The 14,584-nt window shown below is 54.7% G+C and carries 13 protein-coding genes; 4 read left to right on the top strand and 9 right to left on the bottom strand.

Annotated elements, in window-relative coordinates; all coding sequences use genetic code 11:
- Positions 1 to 56: 56 nt before the first annotated feature.
- The 3 genes from gntT to gntX form a co-directional block, all read right to left on the bottom strand.
- The gene (gene gntT, locus F3J30_RS20610; RefSeq protein WP_014072125.1) at positions 57 to 1,373 is read right to left on the bottom strand and encodes a gluconate transporter; all 1,317 of its coding nucleotides are present in this window, start codon (positions 1,371 to 1,373) and stop codon (positions 57 to 59) included.
- A 380-nt stretch (positions 1,374 to 1,753) separates the two neighbouring features.
- Complete coding sequence (gene nfuA / locus F3J30_RS20605; protein ID WP_014072124.1) at positions 1,754 to 2,329, bottom strand: Fe-S biogenesis protein NfuA; 576 nt, start codon at positions 2,327 to 2,329, stop codon at positions 1,754 to 1,756.
- 61 nt (positions 2,330 to 2,390) lie between these two features.
- Positions 2,391 to 3,074, bottom strand: a complete 684-nt coding sequence (gene gntX, locus F3J30_RS20600; RefSeq protein WP_166718387.1) for a DNA utilization protein GntX — start codon at positions 3,072 to 3,074, stop codon at positions 2,391 to 2,393.
- A 36-nt stretch (positions 3,075 to 3,110) separates the two neighbouring features.
- Here gntX and bioH point away from each other — a divergent pair, with 36 nt between their 5' ends.
- Positions 3,111 to 3,884, top strand: coding sequence for a pimeloyl-ACP methyl ester esterase BioH (bioH, locus tag F3J30_RS20595; protein WP_014072122.1), 774 nt, complete (start codon positions 3,111 to 3,113; stop codon positions 3,882 to 3,884).
- A gap of 112 nt (positions 3,885 to 3,996) precedes the next feature.
- Positions 3,997 to 4,266, top strand: coding sequence for a YdgH/BhsA/McbA-like domain containing protein (locus F3J30_RS20590; protein WP_014072121.1), 270 nt, complete (start codon positions 3,997 to 3,999; stop codon positions 4,264 to 4,266).
- A gap of 37 nt (positions 4,267 to 4,303) precedes the next feature.
- On the opposite strand, the gene feoC is transcribed toward F3J30_RS20590, so the two are convergent.
- The 5 genes from feoC to greB all read right to left on the bottom strand — a co-directional run bounded on the left by feoC (position 4,304) and on the right by greB (position 10,321).
- Positions 4,304 to 4,540 carry a [Fe-S]-dependent transcriptional repressor FeoC gene (gene feoC / locus F3J30_RS20585; RefSeq protein WP_014072120.1) on the bottom strand — a complete coding sequence of 79 codons (237 nt, stop codon included), beginning with the start codon at positions 4,538 to 4,540 and terminating at the stop codon, positions 4,304 to 4,306.
- An 11-nt stretch (positions 4,541 to 4,551) separates the two neighbouring features.
- Positions 4,552 to 6,870 (bottom strand): Fe(2+) transporter permease subunit FeoB, encoded by a 2,319-nt coding sequence (feoB, locus tag F3J30_RS20580; RefSeq protein WP_166718386.1) that lies wholly within the window; start codon positions 6,868 to 6,870, stop codon positions 4,552 to 4,554.
- Between the two features lie 30 nt (positions 6,871 to 6,900).
- The gene (feoA, locus tag F3J30_RS20575; protein WP_014072118.1) at positions 6,901 to 7,128 is read right to left on the bottom strand and encodes a ferrous iron transporter A; all 228 of its coding nucleotides are present in this window, start codon (positions 7,126 to 7,128) and stop codon (positions 6,901 to 6,903) included.
- A 301-nt stretch (positions 7,129 to 7,429) separates the two neighbouring features.
- Entirely contained in the window at positions 7,430 to 9,760 is a 2,331-nt protein-coding gene (locus F3J30_RS20570; RefSeq protein ID WP_166718385.1) for a Tex family protein, read from the bottom strand.
- A gap of 87 nt (positions 9,761 to 9,847) precedes the next feature.
- The gene (gene greB, locus F3J30_RS20565; protein ID WP_014072116.1) at positions 9,848 to 10,321 is read right to left on the bottom strand and encodes a transcription elongation factor GreB; all 474 of its coding nucleotides are present in this window, start codon (positions 10,319 to 10,321) and stop codon (positions 9,848 to 9,850) included.
- Between the two features lie 233 nt (positions 10,322 to 10,554).
- On the opposite strand from greB, the gene ompR reads away from it, so the two are divergent.
- On the top strand, positions 10,555 to 11,274 hold the full coding sequence (gene ompR / locus F3J30_RS20560; protein WP_001157751.1) for a two-component system response regulator OmpR: 720 nt from the start codon (positions 10,555 to 10,557) through the stop codon (positions 11,272 to 11,274).
- The gene (envZ, locus tag F3J30_RS20555) at positions 11,271 to 12,617 is read left to right on the top strand and encodes a two-component system sensor histidine kinase EnvZ (RefSeq protein ID WP_014072115.1); all 1,347 of its coding nucleotides are present in this window, start codon (positions 11,271 to 11,273) and stop codon (positions 12,615 to 12,617) included. The genes ompR and envZ overlap by 4 nt, the downstream gene beginning before the upstream one ends.
- 86 nt (positions 12,618 to 12,703) lie before the next feature.
- On the opposite strand, the gene pckA is transcribed toward envZ, so the two are convergent.
- A complete protein-coding gene (gene pckA / locus F3J30_RS20550; RefSeq protein WP_166718384.1) occupies positions 12,704 to 14,320 on the bottom strand; it encodes a phosphoenolpyruvate carboxykinase (ATP) in 1,617 nt (538 codons plus the stop codon).
- Positions 14,321 to 14,584 lie beyond the last annotated feature (264 nt).

Genomic DNA, 14,584 nt, shown 5'->3' with positions numbered 1-14,584 from the left:
TTTTACATTAGTCTGAGTAGGTCGGGTAAGGCGAAGCCGCCACCCGACTTATGGCATCAGACAACCATATTCAGCAGCAGAACCCCAACCAGGCCGCAGACGGAAATAATGGTTTCCAGCATTGACCAGGACTTGATGGTTTCACCGATAGTCAGGTTGAAGTACTCCTTGAACAGCCAGAAGCCTGGATCGTTTACGTGAGAGAAAATCACGCTACCGGAACCCACCGCAATCACCATCAGCTCCGGGCTGACGCCAGTGGTTGCAATCAGTGGAGCCACGATACCACCGGCAGTGATTGCCGCGACGGTTGCAGAGCCCAACGCGATACGCAGAACCGCAGCGATAGACCAGGCCATAAACAGCGGAGAGACGTTGGTTTCATGCATCATTGCTGCGATGTATTTATCCACGCCACTGTCGACCAGAACCTGCTTGAACGCACCGCCACCGCCGATGATCAGGAGCATCATGGCAATAATTTTGATGGAAGAGGTCAGCGTGTCGTTGATCTGATCCATTGAACGCCCACGGTTCAGACCGAAGGTGAACATCGCAATCAGTACCGCAATCAGCGTCGCCATAACCGGGTCACCCAGGAATTCGGCAACGGACAGGAACGCGTGACCTTTTGGCAGGATCATCTCTGCGACAGCACGCATCGCCATCAGAATCACCGGCACCAGAGAGGTCCAGACGCTGACGCCAAAGCCTGGCATCTCTTCTTCCGTGAAGGTTTTCGCGCTGTACAGACCTTCCGGGATTGGCTTATCAATGCCTTTCAGGAAGCGCGCAAATACCGGGCCTGCCAGAATCACGGTTGGGATCGCCAGAATCGTACCGAACAGCAGGGTTTTACCCATATCGGCATGGAAAATGGTCGCGATAGCGGTTGGGCCCGGGTGCGGCGGCAGGAAGCCGTGCGTTACGGACAGCGCCGCAGCCATTGGCACACCGACGAACAGCAGAGGAATGTTTGCCGCCGCGGCGATGGTGAACACCAGTGGCAGCATCAGCACGAAGCCGACTTCATAGAACAGCGCGAAACCGACGGTAAAACCGGTTAACACCACTGCCCACTGAATATTTTTCTTCCCGAATTTGGCGATAAGCGTGGTCGCAATGCGCTGCGCGCCACCACAATCCGCCAGCATTTTACCGAGCATGGCGCCGAAGCCCATGATCAGCGCCAGGCTGCCGAGCGTACCACCGACACCGGCTTTAATGGAGCTGATGACTTTCACCAGCGGCATCCCTTGCATCAGACCGACTGCAAGTGCCACCAGAACCAGAGCGATAAATCCGTTCATTTTGAAGCGGATCATCAAGAGCAGTAATAAGACTACACCGATAGCGACGATGACTAATGGCATGATTTACCTGGCCTTTGAATTGTTATGGGTAACGTCATTGTTTCAACGACAAGTTCCGATTGTCCCAACTGGGAACAGAGCGTTAACGGCACTAATACTGATGCCTGTGAAACTATTAAGTTTAGTCGGCTGTTATGAGGGTGCTTAGTGCCCACGAGAATGATACGGGTAACATGATATGATTGAGAATCACCCTGGAGGGCAAAATTTAAAATCTGGGACGCAGGTCAACATCTGGAGGTAAAAGCAAAACGGTAACCATGAGGTTACCGTTTTTAATGTTTTCACCCTCTCCCGTGGGAGAGGGCCGGGGTGAGGGCATCAGATCGCATTGTTTTTGTAGGCCCGGCAAGCGCAGCGCCACCGGGCAAGACGGGCACTTAGTAGTAAGAGTGCTCGCCGCGCTGGTGTTCGGTCAGGTCGCGCACGCCTTTCAGTTCAGGGAACTCGTTCAGCAACTGCTTCTCGATCCCTTCTTTCAGGGTCACATCGACCATGGAACAGCCGTTACAGCCGCCGCCAAACTGAAGGATCGCCAGACCATCTTCAGTGATTTCCATCAGCGAAACACGGCCGCCATGGCCTGCCAGCTGAGGGTTAATCTGGGATTGCAGCAGATACTCAACGCGCTCCATTAGTGGCGCATCGTCAGACACTTTACGCATTTTCGCGTTTGGTGCTTTCAGGGTCAGCTGAGAGCCCAGCTGGTCTGTGACGAAGTCGATTTCCGCATCATCAAGATACGGCGCGCTCAGCTCATCTACGTAGGCGGTGAGCTGTTCAAATTTAAGGGCAGTGTCAGTTGCTTCCACAGCGTCCGGCGGACAATAAGAGACACCACATTCTGCATTCGGAGTGCCTGGATTGATCACAAACACGCGGATCTGCGTCCCTTCTTCCTGATTTGCCAGCAGTTTGGCAAAGTGCGCTTGTGCAGAATCGGAAATACGGATCATAGCTTTGGCCTAATAGTTGACTAAATTACCTGGGTATAATAATACGCCCATTGAAGAAGGGCTACAAGGTACGGCACAGACACCATACCTGAACAGACGCGGCACCGCTTCGCAAAAGCAGTCGGGAAAGTTCAGCAACGGTACTGCCCGTAGTGACGACATCATCCACGATCGCGATATGGAGGCCTTTCACCGCCAATTCAAGGCGAAAGGCATTATTAAGGTTCTTTTTGCGCAGCCGCGCATTCAACTGGTGTTGTATTGCGGTGGCGTGGATGCGTTTAAGTGCAGACGCAGGGTAGCGGCAACCCAGCCAGTGAGCGAGCGGCCGGCAGAGCAGGTCACTCTGGTTGTAGCCGCGCCGCCAGTGGCGACGGGCGTGCAGGGGAACATTCACGATGCAGTCGACGCCAGGCAAGGTACGCGTGCGGCGCGCCTGTAAAATCGTAAGAAGTAACACCCGGGCGAGCGGGATGGCCAGGGTGCTCTGGCGGGAAAATTTAAACTGGTGAACCAGCCCACTCAGAGGTGGGACGTAATCCGTCACCGCCACTAATGCACTCCACGGCGGTGGCTTTTGCAGGCAACGCCCGCAAGGGATGTTCGGGTTTGTGGCAGGTAAACCGCACTGTGGACACCCGCAGGCAGGGCGCATCAGCGCGCGCGTACACACAGAGCAAATCCCCCATCGGCTCAGGGCAAGTGGCATTCGGCATAGCCAGCACAAGCCAGGCACTGTTAGCATGTGCAACCTCCTTGTGAAAAAAGAGAACAGTAACTGATGAAGACTCTGTGGTGGCAGACCGTAGGGACGGGAAATTGCCATCTTGTGCTGCTGCACGGATGGGGACTGAACGCCGAAGTATGGCATTGCGTAAGTGCGGAACTGGCCTCGCATTTTACGCTGCACCTGGTGGATCTTCCGGGGTTTGGCCGCAGCCACGGCTATCAAGCGATGTCGCTGGATGAGATGGCGCAGCACGTTCTGGATGCGGCGCCGCAAAACGCCATCTGGCTCGGCTGGAGTCTGGGTGGGCTGGTGGCAAGCCAGATTGCGCTGACCCACCCGGAACGCGTGCAGGCACTGGTGACGGTGGCCTCTTCGCCGTGCTTTAGCGCGCGCGACGCGTGGCCGGGCATTAAGCCTGACGTGCTGGCCGGGTTCCAGCAGCAGTTGAGCGAAGATTTTCAGCGGACGGTAGAACGCTTCCTGGCGCTGCAAACCATGGGCACCGAAACGGCCCGACAGGACGCCCGCACGCTGAAAAATACCGTGTTGTCACTGCCAATGCCGGACGTTGAGGTGCTGAACGGTGGGCTGGAAATTCTAAAAACGGTCGACCTGCGTGAGCCGCTGGCAACGCTTGCCCTGCCACATCTGCGGATCTACGGTTATCTGGATGGGCTGGTGCCACGTAAAGTGGTTCCGTTGCTGGATACGCTGTGGCCGCAAAGCGAATCACATGTGGTGGCGAAAGCCGCGCACGCGCCGTTTATCTCACACCCCGCTGAGTTTTGTTCCGCTCTCGTTGCGTTAAGTCAACGTTTAAACTGATTATTTTCTATCCATCCTGGCAAAAGTTACGCACCGCAACAATACTCATCATATCGTTGCGGTCGAACTGCCTACGATAATCAAAACAACAATCCTATGGAGAGTCATGGCTATGAAACTTGTTACAGGTATTGTCACTTCTCTGGTTATTGGGTCACTGTCATTTGGCGTTTTTGCAGCGAAAGAGCTGGAAAAAGATAAGCTTGCTGGGATGAATCTGACCAAAATTGGTGAGATCACAACCTCTGACACCACCGCGCCAATGGACGCGAGAAAAGAGTTGTCTAAAAAGGCAGATGAGCTGGGCGGGACGTACTACGTTGTGACCAGTGCAGAAAAACAAACCAAAAACGTGCGCGCCACCGCGGACGTGTATAAGTAATAAAAACGCCGGGAAGCGCTCTGCTTGCCCGGCATTATTAACGAAGCGTCCACCACTCCCTGAGACAGGCCTTGCCTTCCGGGCAGCTTTTGCAACTGCCGGATAAACACCCATCCGCATCTTCCTGAATACGTATGGCTTTCCCCATCGCTTCCAGTCTTTCAAGCATGGCATCGATCATCGGTTGCGGCGTATGCAGGCTGAGGCTCAACTGCTTTGCCTCCATACGCCCTTGCAGCGCCAGTAAATCGCGAACCTGAATCAACGATGCCATGACGATACTCCTTAGTGACAGTCGCCTGCCGGGCTGTTGCAGCAGTTAGCGGCAGTTTTGCGCGTAGCCAGCAGGTTGATGTCGACACGACTGCGCGCCCGGCGCAGCAGACCCAGAACGATCACGTTGAACAAAATAACCGCCAGGATACAGACCAGGCTGTAGCGTGGATGCTGGCTGAAGTTGACGGTCTGATAGAAAACCGTCGACAGCGAATAAGCGATGTTCAGCCCCCACAATACGGAGAAGCCCATCCAGCCACGGCTGGACTCGCGGGCAATGGCCCCCATCACCGAGATGCACGGAATGTAGAGCAGCACGAAGATCAGGTAGCTGTAGGCCGCTGATGCGCTGCCAAATTTCTCGCTCATCACACCCATCGCACCGGTCGCCATTTCGCCATCGCCTTTACTGGCTTCAATCGGGTTCGCCAGCACGCTCAGGCTGAAGGTGTCTTTCAGGCTCTGCCAGGTTTCTTCTGCGGCACCGAGCAGTTCGTTGCCCAGGCTAAATTCAGCAGGGTTGAACTCTTGCTCCTGAATGTTTTCTGCGGTGTAGAGCGTGTTCAGCGTACCGACCACCACCTCTTTCGCCATCGCGCCGGTGAACAGGCCAACGGTCGCCTGCCAGTTATCTTCATGCACACCAATCGGCTTGAAGACCGGCGTGATGACGCGGCTGACGGAGGCAAGGGCTGAGTCGTTGATGTTGTCCGCCGCCTGGCCGCTCAGGGTGAAGCTGTTCAGCGCGCTCAGGAAGATGCTGACGATGACAATCACTTTACCGGCGCGCAGTACAAAGCCTTTCAGACGTTGCCAGGTCTGAATAATCAGGCTTTTCAGATGAGGAACGTGATACACCGGCAGTTCCATCACAAACGGCGAGGCTTCACCACGCATGATGGTGTGTTTGAGCATCAGCCCTGTGAGGATAGCCATAACGATGCCCAGCACATACAGCGAGAACACCGCCAGCGCACCTTGCTGGCCAAAGAAGGCGGCGGCAAAGACCGCGAAAATAGCCAGACGTGCCCCGCAGGACATAAACGGTGCCATCATGATGGTCATCAGGCGTTCACGCGGCGCATCCAGGGTGCGAGCGCCCATGACCGACGGCACGTTACAGCCGAAACCGACAATCAGCGGCACAAAGGATTTCCCCGGCAGGCCGAGCGCCTGCATCAGGCGATCCATTACGAAAGCCGCGCGCGCCATATAACCGGAATCCTCAAGGAAGGAGAGGAACAGGTACATCATGCCGATTTGCGGAACCAGTGGCAGAACGGTGTTGATACCGCCGCCAAGGCCCTGGGCAAGGAAAATGGTCAGCCACTCCGGGAAATGCAGGGTGTAACCAATCCACTGAATACCATGGACAAATATCGCCACCGAGCCAGCATCAAAAATGGGCTGGAGCGCGCCCCCGATGTTGATAGCCAGCAGGAACATCAGGTACATCACCAGCAAGAACACCGGCAGGCCGAGGAAGCGGTTAATGACGATTTTGTCGACTGCGGCGGTGAATTTGCTTGGCTCTGCGGTCAGGGCGTTGCTCACGACATCACAAATGGCGGCAATGGCCTGATAGCGGGCGTCCGCAATGTGCAGCGCGGGATCGTCCAGCTCGTCGCTAAGACGCGCCAGTGAAACATCAAGTTTATCGGCGGCGTTGCCTGAGTAGGCGCGGCTATAGATATCCCCTTCCAGCATTTGCAGGCCGAGCCACATGCGCTGTTTGGCCGGCATGTGTTGTTCCATTTCCTGCGCCAGCAGGCTGGCTTCGCGAAGCAGCGGTTGGGCATAGTGAACCAGCTCAACGCTGGTGTTCCCCACATGGCGGTCGATCGCCAGTTTCAGGGCATCAATGCCGCGCGCGCGGGTGGAGACCAGCGGCACAACCGGGCAACCCAGACGGGCAGAGAGCGCATCGACATCAATGCGCAGGTGTTGCTTTTCTGCGATGTCGAGCATATTCAGCGCCACAATGCACGGAATACCCAGCTCAAGCAGTTGCAGCGTCAGATACAGGTTGCGCTCCAGATTGGAGGCATCCACCACGTTAATTAATAAATCTGCATCGCCGCTCAAAATATAGTGGCAGGCAATCTGCTCATCGAGCGAGGTTTGCGACGAGATAGTGGTTAATGAATAGGTTCCTGGCAGATCAACCAGCGTGACCTGATGGTCTGTTGTGGAAAACTGACCTTCTTTTCGTTCAACGGTGACACCCGCCCAATTTCCCACACGCTGACGAGCGCCCGTTAACTGGTTAAATAAGGTTGTCTTGCCGGAATTAGGATTGCCAATTAAGCCAATAGTTAATTTTTTCATTGCATTAGACTCACTGAAACCGCTGGCTTGTTATCGGGAAATAGCTTCGACTTCGATTAATGCGAGGTCTTTTTTACGCAGAACCAGGTTTACGCGTCGGGTTTCGATATGAACAGGATCACCCAGCGGTGCCACGCGCACGACCTGGAATGACGAGCCAGGTAACATGCCTAATGACAGCAGTTTTTGCCGATAAGCCGGGCTAATTTCACGGGTGAAGCCGGTAATTTTCCATGCACTGTCGGGAGTGAATTGCATAGTGCCTACTTAAAGAAGGAAAGATTAAATAATCAACAATACGATGGTAATGAGAATTGTTTTTATCATCAATACATAAAATGTGACGGGATGCTAACGCGAGTATTAATTTGAAGGGGAATTGACCTGGCGCAATATTTAATGCAATTGGGTGTCACGCAGAATTAACGTATTTGTTAATAAACTGATGATGGTTGGTTTAAATACGGATATGCAATCGGTTTCATATTAGCCATTATTTTGCAGGCTAATTAATTTACCCTCACGCTCTCAAAAAGAGAGGGTGAGGGAATTAACGACGTTACTTTTTCTTGCCCATTGCGGCTGCCAGCGCATCCATCATGGCGCTGTTACCCGCAGGCTGAGCATCACGGCCACGTGGTTTTGCGGCTTTGGCCGCAGGACGCTGCTGTTCGCGAGCGCCCCCGCCGTTGCCACGACGCGCATTGGTTTCACCCGGTTGCTCGTCCAGACGCATCGTCAGGGCAATACGCTTACGTTGCAGGTCAACTTCCAGCACTTTCACTTTCACGATATCGCCCGCTTTGACCACGGTGTGTGGGTCTTCAACGAACTTATCGGCCAGCGAAGAGATATGGACCAGGCCATCCTGATGCACGCCGATATCAACAAACGCACCAAAGTTGGTGACGTTAGTGACCGCACCTTCCAGTACCATGCCCGGCAGCAGGTCGTTCATGGTTTCGACGCCTTCAGCAAAGGTCGCGGTTTTAAACTCAGGACGCGGGTCGCGGCCAGGTTTTTCCAGCTCTTTGATGATGTCGGTCACCGTCGGTACACCGAACTGTTCGTCGGTGAAATCAGCCGCTTTCAGGTTGCGCAGGGCGCTGTTGTCACCCATCAACTCTTTCAGCGCCTGTTGAGTTGCAGCCAGAATGCGCTCGACCACCGGATAGGCTTCCGGGTGCACGGTTGAGGCGTCCAGCGGGTTATCGCCGTGGTTGATACGCAGGAAGCCCGCGCATTGCTCAAACGCTTTCGGCCCCAGACGGCTGACTTTCAGCAGCTGTTGACGGTTCTGGAACTGACCGTTCTCGTCACGCCAGGCGACGATGTTCTGCGCCATCATGCGGGTTAAGCCCGCCACGCGGGTCAGCAGGGGAACGGAGGCGGTATTCAGATCTACACCGACGGCGTTAACGCAGTCTTCCACGACCGCATCCAGCTTACGCGCCAGCTGCGTCTGGCTGACGTCGTGCTGGTACTGGCCCACACCGATGGATTTCGGATCGATCTTCACCAGCTCCGCCAGCGGGTCTTGCAGGCGGCGGGCAATAGACACCGCGCCGCGCAGGGAAACGTCCAGATCCGGGAATTCCTGAGCTGCCAGTTCAGATGCGGAGTAAACAGACGCACCCGCTTCACTGACGATCACCTTCTGGGCAGTGACTTTCGGGAACTGTTTCTGCACGTCGAGGTAGAAACGCTCGGTTTCACGGGATGCGGTCCCGTTACCGATAGCAACCAGTTCAACGTTGTATTTCTCGCACAGTGCCGCAACCGCGACAGCCGCTTTCGCAGCCTGGCCGGTGTGTGGGTAAATGGTGTCGGTCGCCACCAGTTTGCCGGTTCCATCAACCACCGCCACTTTCACGCCGGTACGCAGGCCAGGATCGAGGCCCATGGTGGCGCGCAGGCCCGCAGGTGCGGCCATCAGCAGGTCGTGCAGGTTACGGGCAAATACGTTAATCGCTTCGTCTTCGGCGCGCTCGCGCACGGTACCCATCAGCTCGGTTTCGAGGTGCATCAGCACCTTGATACGCCACGTCCAGCTCACCACGCCTTTACGCCAGCTATCCGCCGGGGCGTTGTTCAGACGCAGGCCGAGGTGATCGATAATGATCTGCTCGCAGTGGCTCTCTTTTGGCGGCTCATCGAACTGCGGATCGGCATTCAGGGAAAGCTGCAACACACCTTCGTTGCGGCCACGGAACATCGCCAGCGCACGGTGAGAAGGGGTGGTTGAAATAGGTTCGTGGTGATCGAAATAGTCACGGAACTTCGCGCCTTCTTCCTCTTTACCGCTCACCACGGTTGACACCAGGTGTGCGTTTTTCCACAGATAGTCACGCACTTTAGAGAGCAGCGCGGCGTCTTCGGCGAAGCGCTCCATCAGGATATAACGCGCGCCATCAAGAGCGGCTTTGGTGTCCGCCACGCCTTTGTCGGCGTCGATAAATTTGGCGGCTTCGGTTTCCGGGTCGTGGGATGGGGTGTTCCACAGCAGCTCGGCCAGCGGCTCCAGACCGGCTTCAATCGCAATCTGCCCGCGCGTGCGGCGCTTCGGTTTATACGGCAGATAGAGATCTTCTAATTCGGTTTTGCTCAGCGTGCCGTTAATGGCTTTTTCCAGGTCGCTGGTCAGCTTGCCCTGTTCGCCAATGGATTTGAGGATCGCCTGACGCCGGTCTTCCAGCTCGCGCAGATAACCCAGGCGGGTTTCCAGATTACGCAGCTGAGTATCATCCAGACCGCCAGTGACTTCCTTACGATAACGTGCAATAAACGGCACGGTGTTCCCTTCATCAAGCAGGCGAACGGCAGCTTCTACCTGTTCAGCTCTGGCCTGAATATCACCCGCAATAATGCGGCAGAGCGAATCATTCATCATGGCTTTATCATCTGTTGAGTCGAAAAATCAGGGGATAGTTATACGGGCTGACACGGCAAAATGCCAGCCGTGGAGGGCGCTCTCGGACTATTTAACGTACTCAATCTCATTCACGTACCAGCTGGCTTCGCCGGCAGGTGTCTGCACAACGGCCAAATCGCCCACTTCCTTTTTCAGCAGCGCGCGGGCCATTGGCGAGTCGATCGAGATGTAATCCTTACGACCAAAAATTTCATCGTAGCCGACAATGCGAAAACGCAGGGTATTGCCGTCATCATTTTCAATTTCAACCCATGCGCCGAAGAACACTTTGCCCTCCTGTTGCGGGGAGTAATCGACGATTTTGAGGTTCTCAAGGCATTTGGTCAGGTAACGTACCCGACGGTCTATCTCACGCAGGCGTTTTTTGTTGTACTGGTAGTCAGCATTTTCGCTGCGATCGCCAAGGCTTGCCGCCCAGGTGACTTTTTTGGTCACTTCCGGGCGCTCTTCTCGCCACAGGTAATCCATCTCTTTTTTGAGTTTTTCGTACCCTTCGCGGGTGATCAGGGGCGTTTTCATGGTGTGACCTTCAGACTCGACTTCATTGCAGACGTTGCGCACATTACGTATCAAATATATTAACAGACAGCGTTAATAATGATTTATGTGATGAAATGTGCAGATAAGCTGCTGTTAAATATGCTTTGTAACAATTTCGACTAGAATTTATACCAGAATTAGCTGGTCGAACACGTGCACTTTTTTAGAATACGCTGTTACAAAGACTATCCGAACCTTTGGGAGTACACATAATGCAAGAGAACTACAAAATTCTGGTCGTGGATGACGACATGCGCCTGCGCGCGCTGCTGGAACGTTATCTGACCGAGCAGGGCTTCCAGGTTCGTAGCGTCGCGAACGCTGAACAAATGGACCGTCTGCTGACCCGTGAATCTTTTCACCTGATGGTTCTCGACCTGATGCTGCCTGGCGAAGATGGGCTTTCCATCTGCCGCCGTCTGCGTAGCCAGAGCAACCCAATGCCGATCATTATGGTGACGGCAAAAGGTGAAGAAGTTGACCGTATCGTGGGCCTGGAAATCGGTGCTGACGACTACATTCCAAAACCGTTTAACCCGCGTGAACTGCTGGCGCGTATTCGCGCTGTGCTGCGCCGTCAGGCGAACGAACTGCCTGGTGCGCCGTCTCAGGAAGAAGCGGTTATCGCGTTCGGTAAGTTTAAACTGAATCTCGGTACGCGTGAGATGTTCCGTGAAGATGAGCCAATGCCTCTCACCAGCGGCGAGTTCGCGGTCCTGAAAGCGCTGGTCAGCCATCCGCGTGAGCCGCTGTCCCGTGACAAACTGATGAACCTGGCGCGTGGGCGTGAATACTCCGCGATGGAACGCTCTATCGACGTGCAGATTTCTCGTCTGCGCCGCATGGTGGAAGAAGATCCGGCGCATCCTCGTTATATTCAGACCGTCTGGGGTCTGGGCTACGTGTTCGTGCCGGACGGCTCTAAAGCATGAGGCGAATGCGCTTCTCGCCGCGAAGTTCATTTGCCCGCACGCTGTTACTGATCGTCACCTTGCTGTTCGTCAGCCTGGTGACGACCTACCTGGTGGTGCTGAACTTTGCGATCCTGCCCAGCCTCCAGCAGTTTAATAAGGTCCTGGCGTACGAAGTGCGTATGCTGATGACCGATAAACTGCAACTGGAGGATGGCACACAGCTGGTGGTTCCTCCGGCGTTTCGTCGTGAGATTTACCGCGAGCTGGGTATTTCGCTCTATTCCAATGAAGCGGCGGAAGATGCAGGCCTGCGCTGGGCGCAACACTACGAATTCCTGAGTCAACAGATGGCGCAGCAGCTGGGTGGCCCAACGGAAGTCCGCGTTGAGGTCAACAAAAGCTCGCCGGTTGTCTGGTTGAAAACCTGGCTCTCACCCAATATCTGGGTGCGAGTCCCGCTGACCGAAATCCATCAGGGCGATTTCTCGCCACTGTTCCGCTATACCCTGGCCATCATGCTGCTGGCGATAGGGGGCGCGTGGCTGTTCATCCGCATACAAAACCGACCACTGGTCGACCTGGAGCACGCGGCGCTTCAGGTCGGTAAAGGGATTATTCCACCGCCGCTGCGTGAATATGGCGCATCGGAAGTGCGTTCGGTTACGCGCGCCTTCAACCATATGGCGGCTGGCGTGAAACAGCTGGCGGATGATCGTACGCTGCTGATGGCGGGTGTCAGTCATGATCTGCGCACCCCGCTGACGCGTATTCGTCTGGCTACCGAGATGATGGGCGAAGAGGATGGTTATCTCGCGGAGTCTATTAACAAAGACATCGAAGAGTGTAATGCCATCATCGAGCAGTTCATTGATTACCTTCGCACCGGGCAGGAGATGCCGATGGAAATGGCGGATCTGAATGCGGTGCTGGGTGAAGTGGTGGCGGCGGAAAGCGGCTACGAGCGTGAAATTGATACCGACCTTCAGGTGGGTGAGATTCAGGTACGAATGCATCCGCTCTCCATCAAACGCGCTGTCGCCAATATGGTGGTCAATGCGGCGCGTTACGGGAATGGCTGGATCAAGGTCAGCAGTGGATCAGAGCTGAACCGCGCCTGGTTCCAGGTTGAGGATGACGGCCCGGGCATTAAGCCTGAGCAGCGTAAGCATCTGTTCCAGCCGTTTGTGCGAGGCGATAGTGCGCGCAGCACCAGCGGAACGGGCTTAGGTCTGGCGATTGTGCAGCGTATTATCGATAACCATAACGGTTTGCTGGAGATTGGAACCAGCGAGCGGGGCGGTTTGAGTATTCGTGCATGGTTGCCGGTACCGGTCACGCGGGGGCAGGTGAAAGAGGGTTAGTGCGGTCTGATGCCCTCACCCCGGCCCTCTCCCACGGGGAGAGGGAGAAAACATTAAAAAAGGCAACTTATGTTGCCTTTTTACTTTTACCTTGGTCCCGCACTCACCAGCGCAGCCCCTGCTGGGGTATCGGTATACTTCTCAAAGTTCTCAATAAACAGCTTCGCCAGCGATTCCGCTTTCTCACGCCATTGTTCTGGTGAACCGTAGGTGTTGCGTGGGTCGAGGATATGCGTATCCACGCCCGGCAGTTCCGTCGGGATTGCCAGATCAAACATCGGCAGGGTGAAGGTTTCAGCGTCATCCAGAGAGCCATCCAGAATGGCATCGATAATGGCGCGGGTGTCTTTGATAGAGATACGTTTGCCCGTGCCGTTCCAGCCAGTGTTAACCAGATACGCCTGCGCGCCGGATGCCTGCATACGTTTCACCAGCACTTCAGCGTATTGCGTTGGGTGCAGCGACAGGAATGCTGCGCCAAAGCAGGCGGAGAAGGTTGGCGTTGGCTCCGTCACACCGCGCTCAGTACCGGCCAGTTTAGCCGTAAAGCCTGAGAGGAAGTGGTACTGCGTCTGGCTGGCGGTCAGGCGAGACACTGGAGGGAGCACGCCGAACGCATCCGCCGTCAGGAAAATAACCTTCGTAGCATGACCCGCTTTCGACACCGGCTTCACAATGTTTTCGATGTGGTTGATAGGGTAGGAGACGCGGGTATTTTCGGTTTTGGATGCATCGTCGAAATCGATGGTGCCATCGGCACGCACGGTGACGTTTTCCAGCAACGCATCGCGACGGATGGCGTGGTAAATGTCCGGCTCGGCTTCCTCAGACAAACGAATCGTCTTGGCGTAGCAACCGCCTTCGAAGTTAAACACGCCATCGTCATCCCAGCCGTGTTCATCATCGCCAATCAGGCGACGTTTCGGATCGGTGGAAAGCGTGGTTTTCCCGGTACCTGACAGGCCAAAGAACACGGCCACATCACCTTTCTCGCCAACGTTCGCGGAACAGTGCATGGATGCAATGCCCTGCAATGGCAGAAGGTAGTTCATCACCGAGAACATCCCTTTCTTCATCTCACCGCCGTACCAGGTACCGCCAATCAGCTGGATACGCTCGGTCAGGTTGAAGGCAATGAAGTTCTCTGAATTCAGGCCTTGTTCTTTCCACTGCGGGTTAGTGCATTTCGCACCGTTCATCACGATGAAATCCGGGGTGAAATCCTGTAATTCTTCGTCGGTTGGACGAATAAACATGTTTTTTACGAAATGCGCCTGCCAGGCCACTTCAGTGATAAAACGAACGGAAAGACGGGTGTCGGCGTTAGCGCCACAGAAGGCATCGATAATGAACAGACGCTTGCCGGAGAGTTGATGGGTGACGAGCCCTTTCAGATGCTGCCAGGTTTCAGGGGAGAGCGGTTTGTTGTCGTTCTTCCCTTTGCCTTTATCTGCCCACCACAGCGTATCGCGGGTGGTTTCGTCGCGGACGATATACTTATCTTTCGGCGAACGACCGGTAAAAATACCGGTATCGACGGCGATAGCACCAAGGTTTGTCAACACACCTCGCTCGTATCCTTCCAGTGCTGGATTGAGCTCTTCCTGATACAGCGTATCGTAATCGGGGTTGTAGACGATTTCTTGGACGTCGTGAATACCATAAGCCTTGAGATCTTGCGGGGTTAAACCAGTAACACGCATATCACTGCTCCTTAGCCAATATGTACTGCCTGAAATTGTAGGGTTTTTCTGTGTTTGTTAACCGCGACGGGGCTCATAGATTTACGTATCTGGACAAAACCCTTGCTAACGGAAAACGCTGCGACTCCAGTCACAGGGCAGGCGGATTATCGCAGGAATCGGTTTTTTGTTGGGGAAAATGTTCTGAAAAGGTTAAACGCTGGTGATTTTAACGGAAGGAATGTGAATGTAATCGCATACATGTAGGAAAATTACGTAAGGGTT

The sequence above is a fragment of the Enterobacter sp. Tr-810 genome (assembly GCF_011752765.1).
GTDB lineage: Bacteria > Pseudomonadota > Gammaproteobacteria > Enterobacterales > Enterobacteriaceae > Enterobacter > Enterobacter soli.
The sequence above is the reverse complement of the archived record's forward strand: the minus strand, read 5'-3'. Positions and strand labels throughout refer to the sequence as shown.